The 19,363-nt window shown below is 72.2% G+C and carries 19 protein-coding genes and 1 tRNA gene; 13 read left to right on the forward strand and 7 right to left on the reverse strand.

Going from position 1 to position 19,363, the window contains the following annotated elements:
• Nucleotides 1–9: 9 nt before the first annotated feature.
• On the reverse strand, nt 10–1,596 hold the full coding sequence (locus OG982_RS09780; protein ID WP_266787990.1) for a beta-N-acetylhexosaminidase: 1,587 nt from the start codon (nt 1,594–1,596) through the stop codon (nt 10–12).
• A 248-nt stretch (nt 1,597–1,844) separates the two neighbouring features.
• Here OG982_RS09780 and OG982_RS09785 point away from each other — a divergent pair, with 248 nt between their 5' ends.
• Together OG982_RS09785 and glmS are read left to right on the forward strand one after the other, a co-directional pair.
• Nucleotides 1,845–2,120 carry a hypothetical protein gene (locus OG982_RS09785; protein ID WP_266787989.1) on the forward strand — a complete coding sequence of 92 codons (276 nt, stop codon included), beginning with the start codon at nt 1,845–1,847 and terminating at the stop codon, nt 2,118–2,120.
• A gap of 101 nt (nt 2,121–2,221) precedes the next feature.
• Nucleotides 2,222–4,039, forward strand: a complete 1,818-nt coding sequence (gene glmS, locus OG982_RS09790; protein WP_266787988.1) for a glutamine--fructose-6-phosphate transaminase (isomerizing) — start codon at nt 2,222–2,224, stop codon at nt 4,037–4,039.
• 121 nt (nt 4,040–4,160) lie between these two features.
• Here glmS and OG982_RS09795 read toward each other — a convergent pair whose 3' ends face one another.
• Together OG982_RS09795 and OG982_RS09800 are read right to left on the reverse strand one after the other, a co-directional pair.
• Nucleotides 4,161–4,730 carry an acetate uptake transporter gene (locus OG982_RS09795; protein ID WP_266948339.1) on the reverse strand — a complete coding sequence of 190 codons (570 nt, stop codon included), beginning with the start codon at nt 4,728–4,730 and terminating at the stop codon, nt 4,161–4,163.
• Nucleotides 4,731–4,829: 99 nt separating this feature from the next.
• On the reverse strand, nt 4,830–5,360 hold the full coding sequence (locus tag OG982_RS09800) for a universal stress protein (protein ID WP_266792073.1): 531 nt from the start codon (nt 5,358–5,360) through the stop codon (nt 4,830–4,832).
• Nucleotides 5,361–5,783: 423 nt separating this feature from the next.
• Between OG982_RS09800 and OG982_RS09805 the strand changes: the two genes are divergently transcribed.
• The 4 genes from OG982_RS09805 (at nt 5,784) to OG982_RS09820 (ending at nt 8,632) form a co-directional block, all read left to right on the forward strand.
• Nucleotides 5,784–6,155 (forward strand): hypothetical protein, encoded by a 372-nt coding sequence (locus OG982_RS09805; RefSeq protein ID WP_266787986.1) that lies wholly within the window; start codon nt 5,784–5,786, stop codon nt 6,153–6,155.
• A 376-nt stretch (nt 6,156–6,531) separates the two neighbouring features.
• Nucleotides 6,532–7,701 carry a helix-turn-helix domain-containing protein gene (locus OG982_RS09810; RefSeq protein ID WP_266787985.1) on the forward strand — a complete coding sequence of 390 codons (1,170 nt, stop codon included), beginning with the start codon at nt 6,532–6,534 and terminating at the stop codon, nt 7,699–7,701.
• Between the two features lie 150 nt (nt 7,702–7,851).
• On the forward strand, nt 7,852–8,454 hold the full coding sequence (gene orn / locus OG982_RS09815; protein WP_266787984.1) for an oligoribonuclease: 603 nt from the start codon (nt 7,852–7,854) through the stop codon (nt 8,452–8,454).
• A gap of 105 nt (nt 8,455–8,559) precedes the next feature.
• A tRNA-His gene (locus OG982_RS09820) sits at nt 8,560–8,632 on the forward strand.
• Between the two features lie 65 nt (nt 8,633–8,697).
• Here OG982_RS09820 and OG982_RS09825 read toward each other — a convergent pair.
• The gene (locus tag OG982_RS09825; RefSeq protein ID WP_266948341.1) at nt 8,698–9,723 is read right to left on the reverse strand and encodes a LacI family DNA-binding transcriptional regulator; all 1,026 of its coding nucleotides are present in this window, start codon (nt 9,721–9,723) and stop codon (nt 8,698–8,700) included.
• Between the two features lie 102 nt (nt 9,724–9,825).
• Here OG982_RS09825 and OG982_RS09830 point away from each other — a divergent pair, with 102 nt between their 5' ends.
• The 5 genes from OG982_RS09830 to OG982_RS09850 are packed head-to-tail and all read left to right on the forward strand — an operon-like array spanning nt 9,826 to nt 15,275.
• On the forward strand, nt 9,826–11,175 hold the full coding sequence (locus OG982_RS09830) for an extracellular solute-binding protein (protein WP_266787982.1): 1,350 nt from the start codon (nt 9,826–9,828) through the stop codon (nt 11,173–11,175).
• Between the two features lie 15 nt (nt 11,176–11,190).
• Nucleotides 11,191–12,174, forward strand: a complete 984-nt coding sequence (locus OG982_RS09835; RefSeq protein ID WP_266787981.1) for a carbohydrate ABC transporter permease — start codon at nt 11,191–11,193, stop codon at nt 12,172–12,174.
• On the forward strand, nt 12,171–12,995 hold the full coding sequence (locus tag OG982_RS09840) for a carbohydrate ABC transporter permease (protein WP_266787980.1): 825 nt from the start codon (nt 12,171–12,173) through the stop codon (nt 12,993–12,995). The genes OG982_RS09835 and OG982_RS09840 overlap by 4 nt, the downstream gene beginning before the upstream one ends.
• Nucleotides 12,992–14,332, forward strand: a complete 1,341-nt coding sequence (locus OG982_RS09845) for a GH1 family beta-glucosidase (RefSeq protein ID WP_266787979.1) — start codon at nt 12,992–12,994, stop codon at nt 14,330–14,332. Before OG982_RS09840 ends, OG982_RS09845 begins: the two co-directional genes overlap by 4 nt.
• Before the next feature lie 10 nt (nt 14,333–14,342).
• A complete protein-coding gene (locus OG982_RS09850; RefSeq protein WP_266948342.1) occupies nt 14,343–15,275 on the forward strand; it encodes a hypothetical protein in 933 nt (310 codons plus the stop codon).
• On the opposite strand, the gene OG982_RS09855 is transcribed toward OG982_RS09850, so the two are convergent.
• Complete coding sequence (locus tag OG982_RS09855; RefSeq protein WP_266787978.1) at nt 15,262–15,837, reverse strand: TetR/AcrR family transcriptional regulator; 576 nt, start codon at nt 15,835–15,837, stop codon at nt 15,262–15,264. The two genes, OG982_RS09850 and OG982_RS09855, sit on opposite strands and share 14 nt — an antisense overlap.
• Nucleotides 15,838–15,890: 53 nt before the next feature.
• Nucleotides 15,891–16,766, reverse strand: a complete 876-nt coding sequence (locus OG982_RS09860; protein ID WP_266948343.1) for an NAD(P)H-binding protein — start codon at nt 16,764–16,766, stop codon at nt 15,891–15,893.
• A gap of 94 nt (nt 16,767–16,860) precedes the next feature.
• Between OG982_RS09860 and OG982_RS09865 the strand changes: the two genes are divergently transcribed.
• Entirely contained in the window at nt 16,861–17,355 is a 495-nt protein-coding gene (locus OG982_RS09865; RefSeq protein WP_266787976.1) for a MarR family winged helix-turn-helix transcriptional regulator, read from the forward strand.
• A 170-nt stretch (nt 17,356–17,525) separates the two neighbouring features.
• Entirely contained in the window at nt 17,526–19,094 is a 1,569-nt protein-coding gene (locus OG982_RS09870; RefSeq protein ID WP_266948345.1) for an MFS transporter, read from the forward strand.
• On the opposite strand, the gene OG982_RS09875 is transcribed toward OG982_RS09870, so the two are convergent.
• A complete protein-coding gene (locus OG982_RS09875; RefSeq protein ID WP_266787974.1) occupies nt 19,012–19,311 on the reverse strand; it encodes a hypothetical protein in 300 nt (99 codons plus the stop codon). The genes OG982_RS09870 and OG982_RS09875 overlap by 83 nt on opposite strands.
• Nucleotides 19,312–19,363: the final 52 nt, after the last annotated feature.

Below are 19,363 nucleotides of genomic sequence, written 5' to 3' on the forward strand. Positions count from 1 at the left end.
CGTTCCGCGCTACCGCCCCCAGGGGACGTCCGGGGCGCGGTGGAAGGCGATGTCCTGGGCTTCCAGGCGCGGGGCCTGGGCCGACAGGCGCTGCCGGTACTCCGCCCAGTCCAGGGCGCCCGGCGGGGACCAGCCCAGTTCCGCGAGGCCGAGGACCCGGGGGAACGCCATGTACTCCAGATCGGCACGGGTCGCGATGGTCTCCGTCCACAGCGGCGCCTCGACGCCGAGGACGGCGGATTCCGCGACGCCCGCCAGGTAGGTCCCCGGGTTCCAGGAGTAGGCGCGCTGCACCGGGACGTACCCGGCCCAGGCCAGGCCCGGCTTCGTCGTCTTGTCGTACTTCATGTCGAGGTACAGCCGGTCCGCCGGCGAGAGGATCACCGGGTGGCCGGCCTTGGCCGCCGTGGCCACCGCCGCCTTCTCGGCCGCCGGGGTCTTGTCGTGGCCCCAGTACTGGAGCACCGCGCCCGGCGCCGGGCGGGCCGTCGCCAGCTGGTGCCAGGCCACCACCGTCTTCCCGTGCCGCGCGACGACCTGCTGCGCCCGGTCCATGAACGCCGCGTAGTCCGCCGCCGGGGTCGAGTGCGCCTCGTCGCCGCCGATGTGGAGGTAGCGGCCCGGGGTCAGCTCGGCCAGCTCGCCGAGCACGTCGTCGATGAACTCGTACGTCCGCTCCTTGCCGACGCACAGCGAGCTGAAGCCCACGTTGATCCCGGTGTACCGCTCCCGCGCCTTGCCGTCGCAGTTCAGCTCGGCGTAGGAGGCCTGCGCCGCGTTGACGTGCCCCGGCATGTCGATCTCGGGGACCACGTCCACGAACCGCTCGCCCGCGTAGGCCACCAGCTCCCGGTACTCGTCCTTCGTCCAGTACCCGCCGGGGCCGCCGCCGACCTCGCTGCCGCCCCCGTACTCCGCCAGCCGCGGCCAGCCGTCGACGGCGATCCGCCAGCCCTGGTCGTCCGTGAGGTGCAGGTGCAGGGTGTTGACCTTGTACTGGGCGAGCTGGTCGACGTACCTCTTGACCTGGTCCACCGTGAAGAAGTGCCGGGCGATGTCGAGCATCGCCCCGCGGTACGCGAACCTCGGCGCGTCGGTGACGGTCCCGCCGGGCACCGTCCCCGCCCCGGCGACCGGCAGCAGCTGGCGCAGCGTCTGCCCCGCGTGGAAGAGCCCCGCCGGGGTGCGGGCGGTCAGGACGACGCCCGAGGCCGAGGCCTCCAGCCGGTACCCCTCGGCCCCCAGCCCCCCGGCCCCCTCGTCGAGGCGCAGCCGGACGCCGTCGCCCCCCTCGCCGTCGACGACGGGCAGCGGCAGCCCGCTGGGGCCGCGCAGCTGCTGCGCGAGGAGCTCGCCGACCCGGCGGACCTCCTCGTCGCCGTCGGCGCGGCCGGTACGGATGACGGTGCCGGCCCCGAAGGCGTACCCGGGGCCGCCGGGGCGGGCGGAGGCGGGCGCGGGCAGGAGCCGTTCGTAGGGGGTCAGGGCCGCGGGGCGGTCGCCCCCGGGTTTGGCGTCGTCGCCGTGGGCCGCGGTGCAGGAGACGGCCGCGGCGAGGACGAGGAGGGTGCCGAGCGTGCGTCGCAGGACTCTCATGTGCCAGATATAGGCCAACTCCCGTCTCCGCGTGAGTGTGGGAATCACAAGATGGCGGAAATCATCCGGAAGGACGGCACCTGGACCTCGGCGGGCGACGAATTCGCGGCGGCGAAGGCCTTGATTCTGCGCTGCTTCTGACCGCCCCCAACCGGAATCACCCCTCCACTTGGTCCAGACCAGCAGGATCCTGCCCGAAATCGGGCAGGATTTTTGCATTCCGCCCCGCTGCCGGTCAGTATCTACGGATGCTCGACCGCCGCCCGTCGCACGACGATCTCGTCGACCACCTGATCCGCAGCACCGCGCTCCAGCGCGGTGAGGCTGCCCGGGTGGTGCTGGACGTGCTCGCGTACTTCAACGAGACGACGGAGGAATTCGTCCGCCGCCGCCACCGTGAACTGCAGTCCGGTGGCGCGGTCAACACGGAGATCTTCGAGCGGATCGCGGCGGAACTGCCGCACCGCGCCGTGGCGCCACCGGAGCTCTCGCTCCGGCAGCTGCGCCGCATCGTCTACGGCTGAACCGCAGCCACAGGACGGACAGGGCAAGGCCGCGGCCGCAGACAGGGGCGGCAGCGGCAACAACGGCACGAGCGAACGAATTTCAGGAGGGGTAACACCGTATGTGCGGAATCGTGGGTTACATCGGCAAGCGCGACGTGGCGCCGCTGCTGCTGGAGGGTCTCCAGCGCCTTGAGTACCGCGGCTACGACTCGGCGGGCATCGTCGTCAACACGCCCAAGTCGTCGGCCCTGAAGGTCGTCAAGGCCAAGGGCCGCGTCCGCGAGCTGGAGTCCCGCGTCCCCAAGCGCTTCGCCGGCACCACCGGTATCGCCCACACCCGCTGGGCCACCCACGGCGCCCCGAGCGACATCAACTCCCACCCGCACCTGGACACCGACAACAAGGTCGCCGTCGTCCACAACGGCATCGTCGACAACGCCGACGAGCTGCGCGCCAAGCTGGTGGCCGACGGCGTCGTCTTCATCTCGGAGACCGACACCGAGGTCATCGTCCACCTCATCGCGCGCTCCCAGGCCGACACCCTGGAGGAGAAGGTCCGCGAGGCGGTCAAGGCGATCGAGGGCACCTACGGCATCGCCGTCATGCACGCCGACTTCGCCGACCGCATCGTCGTCGCCCGCAACGGCTCCCCCGTCGTCCTCGGCATCGGCGAGAAGGAGATGTTCGTCGCCTCGGACGTCGCCGCGCTGATCGCCCACACCCGCCAGATCGTCACCCTCGACGACGGCGAGATGGCCACCCTGAAGGCCGACGACTTCCGCACCTACACCACCAGCGGTGCCACCACCACCGCCACCCCGGAGACCGTGGAGTGGGAGGCCGCCTCCTACGACATGGGCGGTCACGACACCTACATGCACAAGGAGATCTCCGAGCAGTCCGACGCGGTCGACCGCGTCCTGCGCGGCCGGATCGACGACCGGTTCAACACCGTTCACCTGGGCGGCCTGAACCTGGACCCGCGCGAGGCGCGCGGCATCCGCCGGGTCAAGATCCTGGGCTGCGGCACCTCGTACCACGCGGGCCTCATCGGCGCCGGCCTCATCGAGAGCCTGGCCCGCATCCCCGCCGACGCCGAGCCGGCCTCCGAGTTCCGCTACCGCAACCCGGTCGTGGACCCCGACACCCTGTACATCGCGGTCTCCCAGTCCGGTGAGACGTACGACGTGCTCGCGGCGGTGCAGGAGCTCAAGCGCAAGGGCGCCCGCGTCCTCGGCGTGGTCAACGTGGTCGGTTCCGCGATCGCCCGCGCGGCCGACGGCGGCGTCTACGTGCACGCCGGCCCCGAGGTCTGCGTCGTCTCCACCAAGTGCTTCACCAACACGGTCGTGGCGTTCGCGCTGCTCGCCGTGCACCTGGGCCGCATCCGCGACCTGTCGGTCACCGACGGCAAGCGGATCATCGAGGGCCTGCGCAAGCTGCCCGCGCAGATCCAGGAGATCCTCGAGACCGAAGAGGACATCAAGAAGCTGGCGGCCGAGTACGCCGACGCCAAGTCGATGATGTTCATCGGCCGTGTCCGGGGTTACCCGGTGGCCCTGGAGGCCTCCCTCAAGCTGAAGGAGATCTCCTACATCCACGCCGAGGCCTACCCGGCCTCCGAGCTCAAGCACGGCCCGCTCGCGCTCATCGAGCCGGCGATGCCGACGGTCGCGATCGTCCCGGACGACGACCTGCTGGAGAAGAACCGCGCGGCGCTGGAGGAGATCAAGGCCCGCAGCGGCCGCATCCTGGCGGTGGCCCACCGCGAGCAGGAGAAGGCCGACCACACCATCCTCGTGCCCAAGAACGAGGACGAGCTGGACCCGATCCTGATGGGCATCCCGCTCCAGCTGCTGGCGTACCACACCGCCCTGGCCCTGGGCCGGGACATCGACAAGCCGCGCAACCTGGCGAAGTCCGTCACGGTCGAGTAGTCCTCCCCGGACACCGGCACCCGGACATGAGTACGGCCCCCCGAGCTTCTCGGGGGGCCGTACTCGTACCCGTACTCGTACCCGCACTCGTACCCGTACTCGTACGCGTACCCGGATCGCGTCAGCTCGCGGCGACCGCGCCGCGGCCCGAGGCCTTGCCGAAGGCCATGGGCCAGCTGGCCACCGCGGCCGTCGCCCCGTACCAGGCCAGCAGCCCGGAGACGGCGGCCACCCAGCCGGCGGCCTTGGTCAGCCCGCCGCTGTCGGCGAAGGCGCCTATCGCGAGGAGCAGCAGGGAGAGGGTGAGCAGGGCGTACACGCCCTGGCCGAACAGTCCGCTCGACGCTCCCATCGTGAGGGTCAGCGCGAGCAGGGCGAAGAGGACGAGGAAGAGTCCGGCGGCGTCTGCCGAAACCTTTCCGTCGGCCCCTTGGGCCCAGGTGAACCAGAAGGCACCGAGACCCGCGAACGCCGTCCCGTTGAACCCGTTGCCCGCACGGAATTCGAGGACTCCGAGGACGAAGAGGGCGAGACCGCCGATGTAGGTCGCGAGTGACACGGAGTTGGCCGCGGTCACGCCGTCGATGATGCCGGTGTGGCCGATACCGAACGCGAGAAGGGTGAGACCCAGGGCGATGTTCCCGAGGGTCGAAGTCGAGGCCGTGCTTCCCGCAGAGACACCATTGTCCACGGCGGGCTCCCTTCGATCTGCAGTTGTTTGCTGCGTCCCAGCAGCATTTATCTACCCTTTACAAGGGGGTTCACAACCGCACGAGCGAAGTACAGCGGGTTACGGAATGACAACAACCGGTCGCTGCGCACGCTTGGCCAACCGCCCCGCCACCGAGCCGAAGATCCTGCCGACGATCCCGTGGGTGGATCCGACGACGATCGCGTCGGCCGAATACTCCCGGCCGACCTCCTCCAGCTCATGGCAGATGTCCCCACCCCGTTCGACCAGGATCCATGGCACTTCCGACAGGTAGTCGGCGCAGGCCAGTTCCAGCCCCAGCACCTCGGTGCGATGGTCCGGGACGTCCACGAAGACGGGCGGCTCGCAGCCGGCCCACACGGTGGTGGGCAGCCGGTTGGCCACATGGACGATGATCAGACCGGATCCGGAGCGCCGGGCCATCCCGATCGCGTAGGCGAGGGCTCGCTCACTGGAGGTCGAGCCGTCGAATCCCACGACGACGCCGTGCCGGAAGGCAGGGTCGCAGGGATGACGTGTCTGTTCCGCCGCGCGCAGGTCGCTGGACGCCTGGTCGGCGACCGGCTTGCGCTTGCGGTCCGCGGGTTCGGAGAATTCGTGACCGGCCATGAGTGTCTCGGCGGAGAGGTCCTTGGGGGAAGCAACAGGGGCGTTTTCGGCAACACAGGTTTTTTGACGACGCAGTGTGACGGAGCTCTGTCCGGGAAGCATCTTCCCAAGCCCATACCCACCAGGGTACGGCGACACTCCCGTCCTGCACAGGGCATGCCGCCCTTGGAGAGCGTCCCAGGGAGCATGCCGGAGAGGCCGCTCCTTGGCAATGGCCGCTGTCCCCTACAGCCAGTGACGAGCCACCCGTGCGCGCAGTGACCGAGCCCGGCCGCGGTGCGTTGGACAGGCGTCCGACCGTCCAGGAAGAGCCGCAGGGAGTACGCCGTGCCCGGCCATCCGGTTCACCCCGTCCAGCCCGCTCAGCCGACGCAGCCCGTCCACACCCCGCATCCTTTCCCACCCTCCCCCGTTCACTCGTCCGTGCACCCCGGAAGGCGGCCCCATGACGACCCCGCGGGTGACGTGGTGCGCTGGGCGGCCTTCAGCTGCCTGCTCGTCCCCGTGGTCCTCGTCGTCTACGGAACCTCCTTCGGCGGCGCGGCGGTCGCGACCCTCGGGCTGGCCGCCGTCACGGCCGCCTGCCGGGTCCTGCTGCGGCACTCGGAGAAGGTCGAGCGGGCCGGCGCCGCCGGGGTCCTGGCGCAGGGCCGCCCGTACCCGGGCGCGGCCTCAGGCCACCGCGGCCGGCACTCGCGCGCCGGGTCAGGTCCGCAGCGCGGCTGCCACGCCTCCGCGACGGTCCCGGGCGGACTGCCGGGAGGGGCGTCCGGCGGTTCGTCCCCTCAGGACTGACCGGTTCGCACGCACACACCCGCATGTTTTCAGCCAACTTCCGGACAGGGTGCCCCCCTTGCCGGAATGTCCACCCAACCCCCCTACCACCAGCGACGACAGAGCCCGGGGGAGCTCGCGACCCTATGGGTACTGGCCATGGCCGGGCGGCGCGCTTCCCACCCCGGTAGCGGAATGGAACGCTTCCTGATCGAATGCTTTTCGCCAAGTTGCCAAGTCGACATAGCGCTGCGTGCTGAACTTGTCACGCCGACACCACGGGACGCAGTAGATTCGATCATGTATTTACGGCGGGGGATCCACGTGCAAGGCCGAGGGGAAACGTGCAGGTGCGACCAGACCAAGGAGTCGCGACACCCAAGGGGGGCTTAGCGCCATGAGCCAGGATTCCACCGTCGTCGTGGACGCGGGCAGGAAGCTCGCGGGGCGTCGCCGCAGGGAGATCGTCGCGGTGCTGCTGTTCAGCGGCGGACCGATCTTCGAGAGTTCCATTCCACTCTCCGTGTTCGGCATCGACCGGCAGGACGCGGGAGTTCCACGCTATCGACTGCTCGTGTGCGCCGGGGAGGACGGTCCGCTGCGGACCACCGGCGGACTCGAACTGACCGCGCCGTACGGGTTGGAGGCGATCGCCCGGGCAGGCACGGTCGTCGTTCCGGCCTGGCGGTCCATCACCTCACCGCCGCCGCCGGAGGCGCTCGACGCGCTGCGCCTGGCGCACGAGGAGGGGGCCCGGATCGTCGGACTGTGCACGGGGGCCTTCGTGCTCGCCGCCGCCGGTCTGCTGGACGGGCGGCCCGCGACGACGCACTGGATGTACGCGCCGACGCTGGCCAAGCGGTACCCGTCCGTCCATGTCGATCCGCGCGAGCTGTTCGTCGACGACGGCGACGTGCTGACGTCCGCGGGCACCGCGGCCGGAATCGACCTGTGCCTGCACATCGTGCGCACGGACCACGGCAGCGAGGCGGCCGGGGCCCTGGCCCGCCGGCTCGTCGTGCCGCCGCGCCGCACGGGCGGACAGGAGCGCTACCTCGACCGGTCGCTGCCGGAGGAGATCGGCGCCGACCCGCTGGCCGAGGTCGTCGCCTGGGCGCTGGAACACCTCCACGAGCAGTTCGACGTGGAGACGCTGGCGGCGCGCGCCTACATGAGCAGGCGCACGTTCGACCGGCGGTTCCGCTCGCTGACCGGCAGCGCGCCGCTCCAGTGGCTGATCACCCAGCGGGTGCTCCAGGCACAGCGGCTGCTGGAGACCTCCGACTACTCGGTCGACGAGGTCGCCGGACGCTGCGGGTTCCGCTCGCCGGTCGCACTGCGCGGGCACTTCCGGCGGCAGCTGGGGTCCTCCCCGGCCGCCTACCGCTCCGCGTACCGGGCGCGCCGGCCGCAGGCCGACGCGGCGCAGGTCTCGGACATCTCGTCCGGCCCGCTGCCGCACCAGCGCACCCCGCAGCCCCAGCGGGCCGCGGCCGCCCTGGCGGCCTCCGGTCCGACGGTGACAGAGCTGTACGCCCCGGGCCGGGTGCTGCGCGAGCACGCGTAGCGCCGCCCGCGGGCACTGCCTGACGGAGGTCCCCCCATCGGTCGTCACCGGCGGGGGGACCTTCCGTGTGTCCGGGCACCGGGCCCTGCGGGTGTGCGATCGGGCCGCGGGCCCGCCACGATCGGCGAGCTACCGCATAAGGTGGGACGCATGAACGATCGCATGGTGTGGATCGACTGCGAGATGACCGGGCTCTCGTTGACGGACGACGCACTTATCGAGGTGGCCGCACTGGTCACCGACTCGGAGCTCAACGTGCTCGGCGAAGGCGTGGACATCGTGATCCGCCCGCCGGACGCGGCCCTGGAAACCATGCCCGACGTGGTGCGCGAGATGCACACCGCCTCCGGCCTGCTCGACGAGCTGGCCGGCGGGACCACCCTCGCGGATGCCGAGGCGCAGGTCCTGGCGTACGTACGGGAGCACGTGAAGGAGCCCGGCAAGGCGCCGCTGTGCGGGAACTCGGTCGGCACCGACCGCGGCTTCCTGCTGCGCGACATGGCGGCGCTGGAGGGGTACCTGCACTACCGGATCGTGGACGTGTCCTCGGTCAAGGAGCTGGCCCGCCGCTGGTACCCGCGGGCGTACTTCAACAGCCCGCCGAAGAACGGTAACCACCGGGCGCTCGCGGACATCAAGGAGTCCATCGCCGAGCTGCGCTACTACCGGGAGGCGGTCTTCGTGCCGCAGCCCGGTCCGGACTCGGACACCGCGCGGAGCATCGCCGCGAAGCACGTGGTGCCCGCCGAGTAGGCCCCTTCCGACGGCACGGAGACGGGCGCGGGGAAAGGGGGGAGCGAGCACCCTCCCGGACCCTGTACCCTTTTCTTCGGCCGGTCGGTTTTCCGACCGGACATGGTGGGTGTAGCTCAGTTGGTAGAGCACCTGGTTGTGGTCCAGGTGGCCGCGGGTTCAAGTCCCGTCACTCACCCTGCGAGAAGGCCCCGGCCCGCGAAAGCGGACCGGGGCCTTCTGTGTGTACGGGGTCAGGCGGGCCTACGAGGACTCCCGGACCACCAGCTCGGTCGGGAGCACGATCGCGTGCTCCGGGGACTCCCCCGCGATCCGCTCCAGCAGGACGCGGGCCATGGTGCGGCCCATCTCCTCGATCGGCTGGCGCACGCTGGTCAGCGGCGGGTCCATGTGCCGGGCCACCACCGAGTCGTCGAAGCCGACGAGCGCCACGTCGTCCGGTATCCGGCGGCCGGCCGCGCGCAGCTCGCGGCGGGCGCCGGCGGCCATCACGTCGGAGGCGGCGAAGACCGCGTCGAGCCCGGGGCGGCGCTCCAGCAGCTCGCGCATGGCCCGGCGGCCGCCCTCCTCGGTGAAGTCCCCGACGACGATCAGCGACTCGTCCACGGGCTGCCCGGCGGCCGCCAGGGCCTGCCGGTACCCGTCGAGGCGGCACTGGGCCCCGTACACGTCCGGCGGCCCGGTGATCGTGGCGATCGCGCGGCGGCCCCGGCCGAGGAGGTGGCGTACAGCCTCGGCGGCGCCCGCCAGGTTGTCCGAGTCCACGCAGGGCAGCACCTCGTCGGCGGAGCGGCGGCCGCTGATGACGGCGGGGATGCCCAGCTCGGCCAGCAGTTCGGGCAGCGGGTCCCCGGCGTGCACGGAGACCAGCAGGACGCCGTCGACCCGGTGGCCGGAGAGGTACTGGGCGAGGCGGCGGCGCTCGCGGTCGCTGCCGGCCAGGGTGAGGACGAGCTGGACGTCCGTCTCGGCGAGGGTGGCGCCGACCCCGCGGACCACGTCCGAGAAGTAGGGCTCGGCGAAGAAGCGCGCCTCGGGCTCGGGGATGACGAGGGCGATGGCGTCGGTGCGGTTGGCCGCGAGGGCGCGGGCGGCGCGGTTGGGCACGTACCCGAGCTCGGCGACGGCGGCCTCGACGGCGGCCCTGGTGTGCTCGCTGACCTTGGACGATCCGTTGATCACCCGGGAGACGGTGCCGCGCCCGACCCCGGCCCGGACCGCCACCTCTTCCAGGGTCGGCCGTCCCCCGCTGCGCCCTTGCCCGTTCATGGCTTCCTCCCGGGTGTGAATCTACCTCTTGACGCGAATGGGAGCGCTCCCACACTGTGTCACACGACACCCGGCACGTTCCGTCCTTCAGGGAGGATGCCCATGCGAGCCAGCGCCCGAGCCCACGCGAAAGTCCGAAGAACCCTCGTCAGCGCGGGAGCCTCGGCGGCCACCGCGGCCCTGCTGCTCACGGGCTGCTCGTCGGATCCGGCCGAGACCTCGAAGCAGGGCGGCCAGAGCGGCGGCAAGGACCAGACCACGCTCACCGTCGGCGTCTTCGGTGCCTTCGGCCTCCAGGAGGCCGGCCTCTACGACGAGTACATGGCGCAGAACCCCGGCATCCGGATCGAGCAGACCTCCATCGAGCGCAACGAGAACTACTACCCGCAGCTCCTGACCCACCTGGGCACCGGCAGCGGGCTCGCCGACATCCAGGCCGTCGAGGTCAACAACATCGCGGAGATCACCGCCACCCAGGCGGACAAGCTGGTCGACCTGGCGAAGGCCCCGGGCGTGGACAAGGCGGCGTACCTGCCGTGGAAGTGGGCCCAGGGCACGGCGCCCGCGGCGAAGGGCGGCGCGACCGTCGGGCTCGGCACCGACATAGGCCCGCAGGGCATCTGCTACCGCAAGGACCTGTTCGAGGCGGCGGGGCTGCCGACCGACCGGGCGGCGGTCGGCGCGCTGTGGGCGGGCGACTGGAACAAGTACCTGGAGACGGGCAAGGCCTACAAGGCGAAGGCCGGCGAGGGGAAGGCCTTCGTGGACTCCGCCTCGGGCGTGATGGCGGCCGTCACCGGCAGCAGCGCCCAGCGGTTCTACGACGAGCAGGGCAAAGTCGTCTACAAGACCAACCCGGCGGTGCGGGGCGCGTTCGACCTGGCGGCCTCCTTCGCCACCGAGGGCCTGAGCGCCAAGCACCAGCAGTTCACCCCCGCCTGGGACCAGGGCTTCTCCAACGGCACCTTCGCGACCGTCTCCTGCCCGGCCTGGATGCTCGGCTACATCCAGGACAAGGCGGGCCCGGCGGGCAAGGACAAGTGGGACGTGGCGCAGGCGCCGAAGCCGAGCAACTGGGGCGGCTCCTTCCTGGTGGTGCCCAAGGCGGGCAAGCACGCCGAGGAGGCGGCGAAGCTGGCGGCCTGGCTGACGGCCCCGGCGCAGCAGGCCAGGCTGTTCGAGAAGCGCGGGAGTTTCCCGAGCGCGAGCGCGGCGTACCGGCTGCCGGCGGTGTCGGGGGCGAAGCACGACTACTTCGGCGGGGCCCCGATCGGGGAGATCTTCGCGCGGGCGGCCGAGGGCGTGCCGGTGGCGGTGGTCGGCCCGAAGGACCTGGTGATCGCGCAGAACCTGGCGGACATCGGAATGCTCCAGGTCGACCAGAAGGGCCGCTCGCCGCAGGAGGGCTGGGAAGCCGCGGTGAAGGCGATCGACAACGCCCTGGACCAGTGAGGGCGGTGGGCGCGGATGACTGACGAGACCGCGCTGCTGTCCCCCTCGCCCGCCCGCCCCGTGCGGGAGGGCGAGGGGGGCGGCCGGGGCCAGGTGTGGCGCTCGCGCCGCTACCGGTGGGACCTGCGCTTCAGTCCGTACGCCTTCGTGGCGCCGTTCTTCCTCTTCTTCGCCGCCTTTGGGCTGTTCCCGCTGCTGTACACGGGCTGGGCGGCGCTGCATCAGGTGGAACTGACCGATCCGGATTCCATGACGTGGGTGGGGCTGAAGAACTTCACCCGGCTGTGGGACGACGAGTTCTTCTGGAACGCGCTGCGCAACACCGTCACCATCGGGCTGCTGTCCACGGTGCCGCAGCTGCTGATCGCGCTGGGGCTGGCGCACCTGCTCAACTACCGGCTGCGGGGCTCCGCCTTCTTCCGCGTGGCCGTGCTCACCCCGTACGCGACGTCGGTGGCGGCGGCCACGCTCGTCTTCGTGCTGCTCTTCGGCCGGGACTACGGGATGGTCAACTGGGCGCTGTCCGGGCTCGGGTTCGGGCCGGTGGACTGGCAGAACGGCCCGCTGGCCTCCCAGGTGGCGGTGTCCACGATCGTCGTGTGGCGGTGGACCGGCTACAACGCGCTGATCTACCTGGCGGCCATGCAGGCCGTGCCCGGGGAGCTGTACGAGTCCGCCGAGCTGGACGGGGCCTCGCGGTGGCGGCAGTTCGTCCACGTGACGGTGCCCTCGCTGCGGCCGACGATCTTCTTCACCTGTGTGGTCTCGACGATCGGGGCGACCCAGCTGTTCGGCGAGCCGCTGCTGTTCAACGGCGGGGCGGGGGCGACGGGCGGCTCGGACCACCAGTTCCAGACGCTGGGGCTGTACCTGTACGAGCAGGGCTGGGTGAACCTGCACCTCGGGCGGGCCTCGGCGATCGCGTGGGCGATGTTCCTGATCCTGCTGCTGATCGCGGGCGCAGCCCGGCTGCTGCGGGGGCGGGGGGAGGCGCGATGAGGTCACTGCGCGCGGGCAGGCTGACGTACGTGATCCTCGGGGTCTTCACCCTCGGGTCGCTCTTCCCGCTGGTGTGGACGGCGATCGCGGCGTCGCGCAACAACACGCGCCTGGCCCAGACGCCGCCGCCGTTCTGGTTCGGCGGGAACCTGGGGCGCAACCTGTCGGTCGCCTGGACCGACGCCAACATGGGCACGGCCCTGCTGAACACCGTGGTCGTGGCGGGGACCGTCGCGGCCGGCACGGTGGTGTTCTCCACGCTGGCCGGGTTCGCTTTCGCCCGGCTCCGGTTCCGGGGCAGCCGGGTGTTGCTGACGCTGGTGGTGGGGACGATGCTGATCCCGCCGCAGCTGAGCGTGGTGCCGCTGTACATGCTGATCGCGGAGCTGTCGTGGACGGACCGGCTCCAGTCGGTGATCCTGCCGACCCTGGTCTCGGCGTTCGGGGTGTTCTTCATGCGGCAGTACCTGGCGCAGGCCCTGCCGATGGAGCTGGTGGAGGCGGCGCGGACCGACGGGGCGAGTTCGCTGCGGATCGTGTGGCACGTCGTGTTCCCGGCGGCCCGGCCCGCGATGGCGGTGCTCGGGATGCTGACCTTCGTGATGGCCTGGAACGACTTCTTCTGGCCGATCGTCGCGCTGACCCAGAACGGCAGCCCGACGGTGCAGGTGGCCCTGACGGGGCTGGGCCGGGGCTACATCCCCGACCAGTCGGTGATCATGGCGGGCGCGTTGCTGGGCACGCTCCCGCTGTTGCTGGTGTTCCTTCTCTTCGGCCGCCAGATCGTGGGCGGCATCATGCAGGGGGCGGTCAAGGGATGACGGACAGGACATTCCCCGAGGGGTTCCTCTGGGGCACGGCCACGGCGGCCTTCCAGATCGAGGGCGCGGCGGACGGACGCGGGCCGTCCATCTGGGACACCTTCTGCCGTACGCCGGGCAAGGTGCTCGGCGGGGACACCGGCGACGTGGCCGCCGACCACCACCGGCTGTGGCGGGAGGACGTCCGGCTGATGGCGGGGCTGGGGCTGGGGGCGTACCGCTTCTCGGTGTCCTGGCCGCGGGTGCTGGCCGGCGGGATCGGCTTCTACGACGCGCTCGTGGACGAGCTCCTCGCGCACGGGATCCAGCCCTGCGTGACCCTGTACCACTGGGACCTGCCGCAGGAGCTGGAGAGCGCCGGCGGCTGGCCGGAGCGGGAGACGGCCTACGCGTTCGCCGCGTACGCGGAGACCGTCGCCGGGAAGCTCGCCGACCGGGTGTCGCTGTGGACAACCCTCAACGAGCCCTGGTGCAGCGCCTTCCTGGGCTACGCCTCCGGAGTGCACGCGCCCGGCCGGACCTCCCCGGCCGATTCCCTGCGGGCCGCCCACCATCTCAACCTGGCGCACGGGCTGGCGGCGTCGGTGCTGCCCTCCTCGGTGCGGGCCGGGATCGCGCTCAACCCGAGCGCGGTACGGGCGCTGACGGACGCCCCGGCCGACCTGGACGCGCGGCGCCGGATCGACGCGCTGGCGAACCGCGTCTTCACCGGGCCGCTGCTGCACGGGGCCTACCCCGAGGACCTGCTGGAGGACACCGCCGCGCTCACCGACTGGTCCTTCGTACGGCCCGGCGACGCGGCGCTGATCCACCGCCCGCTCGGCTTCCTCGGGGTGAACTACTACAGCCCGGCGCTCGTCTCGGCGTCCCCGGACGGCCCCCGGGCCGACGGCCACGGCGCCACCGGTCGCTCGCCCTGGCCGGGGGCGGACTCCGTCGCCTTCCACCAGCCGCCGGGCGAACTGACCGACATGAACTGGTCGATCGACCCGACCGGCCTGTACGACCTGCTGATGCGGTTCACCCGCGAGGCGCCGGGGCTGCCGCTGCTGGTCACCGAGAACGGCGCCGCGTACGCGCCGGACCTGCACGACCCGCTGCGCATCTCCTACCTGGAGGCGCACCTGGCCGCGGTCCACCGGGCGATGGGCGACGGCGCCCCGGTGGGGGGCTACTTCCTGTGGTCGCTGATGGACAACTTCGAATGGTCCTACGGCTACAGCAAGCGGTTCGGCATCGTCCACGTCGACTACGAGACCCAGATCCGCACCCCGCGTTCCAGCGCCCACTGGTACGCCGCCCTAGCCCGCAGCGGCACCCTGCGAGCCCCCTTGTAGATTCAGCCGCATGACCCGCACGACCGCGCCACGCCCGATCGACGTCGAGGCCCTCTTCCCCGGGCTGGCCGGCCACCGGCGCACGACGACCCGGCTGCACCCGCGCCCCGGTGCGCCGGGCGTGCGCGACAGCCACGTCGGCGGGCCGCTGCTGTGGCCCGCCGACGAGCCGTGGCCGGTGTGCGAGGCGCCGCACAAGCGGGGCGGCGGGCTGCGCCCGGCCGAGATCCGGGCAGCGCGGGCGGGCCTCGCCGAGCCCGCGCCCCGGCACAAGGTGTCCCGGCTGTCGCCTGCCGACCCGCTGCCGATGCTCGCCGTCGCGCAGCTCTTCGCCCGTGACGTCCCCGACCTCCCGGCCGGCCCGGCGGGCCTGGACCTGCTCCAGGTGTTCTGGTGCCCCTTCGACCGCCACGGCCCGACGGGCCACGGCATGCACCTCCACCTGCGCTGGCGCTCCTGCGCCGAGGTGCGCGAGCCCCTGGCGGAGCAGCCGGAGCCGGAACTCGTCGGCTCCGAGGGATACCTGCCCGAGCCGTGCGTGCTGCACCCGGAGCGGGTCACCGAGTACGAGTACATCGAGCTGCTCCCGGGCCGGCTCGGCCGGCGCGTGGAGGCCTGGGAGGAGGACCAGGAGGAGCGGGAGGGGGCCCCGACCTACATGTCCGACCTCTCCATAGCCCCCGGCTGGAAGGCGGGCGGCTTCGCCGCCTGGAACCTCACCGGTCCGGGCGAGCTGCACTGCGCGGCCTGTTCCCGCGTGCTGGAGCCGCTGCTGACGATCGGCACCCACGAGTGGGGATCCGACACCGCCGGCTGGCGCCCCCTGGAAGACCCCGCCGACGCGTGCGCACCCACCCGCGTCGTGGTCGGCAACCACGGCAAGCTGAACGTCTTCGCCTGCCCCGGCGATCCCTCCCACCCGCACGCGTTCAGCGTGCAGTAGGCCAGCGCTCCAGCGTGACGTGCAGGGCGTCGATGACCCGGGCCCAGGACGCCGAGGTGTCCCGGGCATGCCCGAAGCCGCCGGCGGCCTCCAGGCTGCTGTAGCCGTGGAAGGTGCTCCGCAGCAGTCGCACCGCGTCGGTCAGGTCGGGCTCGTCCAGGCCGTAGCCCCGCAGCATCCCGTACGTCAGCTCCACACAGCGCAGCAGCGCCGGGGACGCGGCGACGACCTCCGGGTCGAGCCGCATCTGCGTGGCCGCGTACCGCCCGGGGTGTTCGAGGGCGAACTCCCGGTAGGCGTGCGCGAATCCGCTGAGCGCGTCCTTGCCCGACCGGCCGGCGACGGCCGGCCCGATGCGGTCGGTCATCTCGACGGTGGCGAGTACCGCGACCCGGGTGCGGAGGTCCTGGACGTTCTTGACGTGCGAGTACAGGCTCGCGTCCTTCACGCCGAAGCTCCGGGCGAGCGCGGACACGGTGATGCTGTCGAAGCCGACCTCGTCCGCGAGATCGGCCGCGGCCCGCGTGACCCGCTCGGCCGTCAGGCCCGCACGGGGAGCCATGTACCCACCTCCACTGACATGTCCCCGCATTCTAGGTCGGCCGGCAGAGCCTCCTAAGCGGTCGGCGCGAACTCGGCGGCGTGCTCCTCCACCCAGCTCTCGAAGGAGCGCGCCGGGTGGCCGGTGAGCTGCTCGACGGCGTCGGTGAGTTCGGCCGGGAGCCCGTCGGAGGCGGCCCAGTAGTCGAGGAGCGCGTCGGCGTACGGGCCGGGTATGTAGCCGTCCACCTCGGACTTCCACTGCTCGGCGGAGACCTCCTCGAAAGCCGTGGGCCGGCCGAGGACCCGGCCGATCACCGCGATCTGGGTCGCGAACGTGAGCGAGTGCGGGCCGGTCAGGGTGTAGGCGCGGCCGCCGAGTCCGGGGTCGGTGAGGACGGCGAAGGCAGCCTCGGCGATGTCGGCCTCGTGGATGGCGTCGCAGTGGGAGCCCGGGTAGGGCAGGTGGACCGGACGGCCGGCCTTCAGGGACCAGGCCCAGCCGCGCGCGTTGCCCGCGAAGGCACCAGGTCGCAGCATGGTGGTGCGCAGCGGGGAGGCCTCCAGGGCCCGCTCCACGGCCAGGTGCGCGGCGGCCAGCGGGCTTTCGGCGGCGTCGGGGCTCAGCACCGAGGAGGAGGACAGGAGGACGACATGCTCGACTCCGGCGGCGACGGCCTCCTTGACGAAGCCCTCGATCCCGGACGCCTCGGCGTAGAGGAAGACGGAGCGGATCCCGGCCAGGGCGCCGGGGAAGGTGGACGGATCGGTGAGATCGCAGCGGACGGTACCGGGCGAGTCCGGCTCGCGGGAGGCGAGGCGGTAGGGGACACCGCGGGCGTGCAGCAGGGCGGTGAGGCCACGGGCTACTGCGCCGCGGCCGCCGGTGACGAGGATCGTCTGCTGGTTCGACGAGATCGACGGGTTCGGCTGGTTCGGCTGGTTCGACATGGGGGCTCCCGCTTCCTAAAGTAGGTACGTGGTGCAGATTCTGTGCGACACATTCCCTGCGTCACACAGATAAATTTGGAGCATGGAGAAGCCGATGTCAACCGATTCCCCCCGTTCGAGTGAGGCGTGGACCCGCGCCGAACTCCTCGCGCGCATCGTCACCGAGAGCCAGCGGCACTACGCCGACTACTCGCTGTTCAGCCAGGCCATGGCCGACCACGTCGGACTGCACCCCACCGACATGCAGTGCGTGGCACTCCTCGACATGGAGCCCGGTCCGGTCAGTACCGGCGACATCGCCCGTCTCACCGGCCTGACCTCCGGCTCCGCAACCCGCCTCGTCGACCGCCTCGTCAAGGCGGGCATCGTCGAGCGGCACGCCGACCCGCACGACCGCCGCCGCTCCCTCGTGACGCTCGCCCCCGAGGCACGCGAGCGGATCGGCGCCGCCTGGGACATCCCCGGCCGGGCGTTCGGAGCCGTCCTGGACGGCTACTCGGACGCCGAACTCGCCGTCATCGGCGACTACCTGCACCGGGCCGCCGAAGTCGGCCGGGCCCAGGCCCAGCGGCTGAACTCCGGCGCGTGATCTCCGGCGCCTGAGAACGGGCCGCGGCCCGGACACGCCGCGGGCGCGCCAGGGACAGGCCCCGCACCCGGGCTACCGAACCCCCCGTTCCGCGACTACGGTCCGCTCAACGGGCACCAGCGCGCGCCGGAGACACGGGAGGGTCGGCGTGCGGATGGAGGTTGCCCGCATTGTCCACGTCCCCCGCCGCCGCCCCGCGCGGCCTCCGCGGAGTGCTCGCACTCGGCGGCAGCGCCCTGCCCGTCTTCGCGTTCCTCGCCCGGCTCCCCGCCGCGCTGTGCCCCATCGGAACGCTCTTGCTCATCAACGCCCGCGACGGCATCGGCGAGGCCGGCGCCGTCGCGGCCGCGCTCTGGCTCGGCCAGGCCGTCGGCGGCCCGGTGATCGGCCGGCTCGCCGACCGGCGCGGCCACCGTCCCGTGCTGCTCGCCGCCTGCGCCGCGAACGCCACGGTCCTGGCCGCCCTCGTGGCGGCCGTCCTCGGCGGGCTGCCGCCGGCCGCCCGGATCGCGCTCGCCGTCGCCGCCGGGCTCACGGTCCCGCAGGTCGGGCCGCTGGCGCGGGCCCGCTGGGCGCGGCTGGCCGGGCCGGACAAGGCCCTGCTCGGCTCGGCCCTGTCCTTCGACACCACCCTCGACGAGGTCGGGTTCATGGTCGGCCCCGCGCTGGCCGGGATCCTGGCGGTGACCGTGCACCCGGCCTCGGCCCTCGTCCTCGCGGCCGTGCTGATCCTGGTGTTCGGAACCCTCTTCGCCGTCCATCCGACGGCGCCCGGGCCCGTCGAAGCGGCCGGCGCGCGGGCCGACGTACGCCTGTGGTCGCCGGGGCTGCTCCTGCTGTTCGCGCTGGCGCTGCTGCAGGGCGCCGCGTGGGGCGGGGCCAACACGGGCGTGAACGCGCTGGCCCGGGCGCTGGGCGAGCCGGGCACCGCCGGGCTGGTGTGGTCCGCGATGGCCGTGACCAGCTCGGTCGCCGGGTTCGTGACGGTGGCCCGGCCGGGCTCGGCGGATCTGACGGTCCGGCTGCGGTGGACGATCGCCGTCCAGGCACTGCTGACGCTGCCGCTGCTCGCGGTGTCGGGGCTGTGGGGCGCCACGTTCGCCGTCGCCGGGATCGGGCTGGCCGTGGCCCCGCACCTGATCGCGCTGTTCGGCCTGGTGGAACGGGCCGGCCCGGCGGAGCGGATGGGCGAGGCCATGACGGTACTGGGCAGCGGCCTGATCGTCGGTCAGGCGCTGGCCGCAGCCGTGGCCGGCCCCCTGGCGGGGGCGTACGGGTACCGGGCGGCCTTCGCCGTGGCCTGCGCGGCAGCCGCCGCCTCGGCGGTCCTCGCCCTGACGTGCACCGGCCCGGCCGCGGGCACGGCGGCAAGCCCGGACGCGGGCACGACCGACGGAGCAGGCGGGGGCACAACAGGCAGCGCAAGCCCAGGCACAGCCGACGGCCCAGGCGCGGGCACAGCAAGCAGCCCCGGCGCGGGCGCGACCCACAGCCCAGGCACGGGCACAGCAGGCACCCCAGGCGCGGGCACGACCGACAGCCGAAGCGCGGGCGCACCACGCAGCGCAGGCACAGCCGACAGCCCAGGCGCGGGCGCAGCAAGCAGCCCAGGCGCGGGCGCGAACGCCCGTCGGTGGGACCGGCTCCGGCCTGCGCTCAGCCCCGTGAGGACATGGCCGCCAGCCCCTTCGCCAGGTCCTCCTGGTTCATCACCGGAGCGACCTCGACCTCGGCGTTGAACTGGAGGAACAGGTCCTCCATCAGCGCCGGCATCTGCGAGCTGTCCTTGAGGTCGAAGACGATCCAGCAGGACCGGACGCCCTCGTGCAGGCCGAAGTAGGCAGCCTCCGGCTTGACCGCTTCCATCAGCTTGGTGATCGTCTGCGGCAGGGCGCCGGTCTTGATGCCCTCGTTGGTGGCGGCCGTGTCCAAGTGGGCGCGGAGCATGACTCTCATGCGGGACTCCTTCCGTCACGCCCACCCTCGATCCGCCCGCGGGCGGCGGCAA

The organism is Streptomyces sp. NBC_01551, from assembly GCF_026339935.1.
GTDB lineage: Bacteria > Actinomycetota > Actinomycetes > Streptomycetales > Streptomycetaceae > Streptomyces.

Excerpts from the sequence above, each read along its gene's own strand:
- OG982_RS09850 (WP_266948342.1), top strand. The coding sequence starts at position 14,343 with ATGACCCGCACGACCGCGCCACGCCCGATCGACGTCGAGGCCCTCTTC.
- OG982_RS09875 (WP_266787974.1), bottom strand. The coding sequence starts at position 19,311 with ATGAGAGTCATGCTCCGCGCCCACTTGGACACGGCCGCCACCAACGAG.
- orn (WP_266787984.1), top strand. The coding sequence starts at position 7,852 with ATGAACGATCGCATGGTGTGGATCGACTGCGAGATGACCGGGCTCTCG.
- OG982_RS09810 (WP_266787985.1), top strand. The coding sequence starts at position 6,532 with ATGAGCCAGGATTCCACCGTCGTCGTGGACGCGGGCAGGAAGCTCGCG.
- OG982_RS09845 (WP_266787979.1), top strand. The coding sequence starts at position 12,992 with ATGACGGACAGGACATTCCCCGAGGGGTTCCTCTGGGGCACGGCCACG.
- OG982_RS09825 (WP_266948341.1), bottom strand. The coding sequence starts at position 9,723 with ATGAACGGGCAAGGGCGCAGCGGGGGACGGCCGACCCTGGAAGAGGTG.
- OG982_RS09855 (WP_266787978.1), bottom strand. The coding sequence starts at position 15,837 with ATGGCTCCCCGTGCGGGCCTGACGGCCGAGCGGGTCACGCGGGCCGCG.
- OG982_RS09780 (WP_266787990.1), bottom strand. The coding sequence starts at position 1,596 with ATGAGAGTCCTGCGACGCACGCTCGGCACCCTCCTCGTCCTCGCCGCG.
- OG982_RS09800 (WP_266792073.1), bottom strand. The coding sequence starts at position 5,360 with ATGGCCGGTCACGAATTCTCCGAACCCGCGGACCGCAAGCGCAAGCCG.
- OG982_RS09865 (WP_266787976.1), top strand. The coding sequence starts at position 16,861 with ATGTCAACCGATTCCCCCCGTTCGAGTGAGGCGTGGACCCGCGCCGAA.
- OG982_RS09785 (WP_266787989.1), top strand. The coding sequence starts at position 1,845 with ATGCTCGACCGCCGCCCGTCGCACGACGATCTCGTCGACCACCTGATC.
- OG982_RS09830 (WP_266787982.1), top strand. The coding sequence starts at position 9,826 with ATGCGAGCCAGCGCCCGAGCCCACGCGAAAGTCCGAAGAACCCTCGTC.
- OG982_RS09860 (WP_266948343.1), bottom strand. The coding sequence starts at position 16,766 with ATGTCGAACCAGCCGAACCAGCCGAACCCGTCGATCTCGTCGAACCAG.
- OG982_RS09835 (WP_266787981.1), top strand. The coding sequence starts at position 11,191 with ATGACTGACGAGACCGCGCTGCTGTCCCCCTCGCCCGCCCGCCCCGTG.
- OG982_RS09840 (WP_266787980.1), top strand. The coding sequence starts at position 12,171 with ATGAGGTCACTGCGCGCGGGCAGGCTGACGTACGTGATCCTCGGGGTC.
- glmS (WP_266787988.1), top strand. The coding sequence starts at position 2,222 with ATGTGCGGAATCGTGGGTTACATCGGCAAGCGCGACGTGGCGCCGCTG.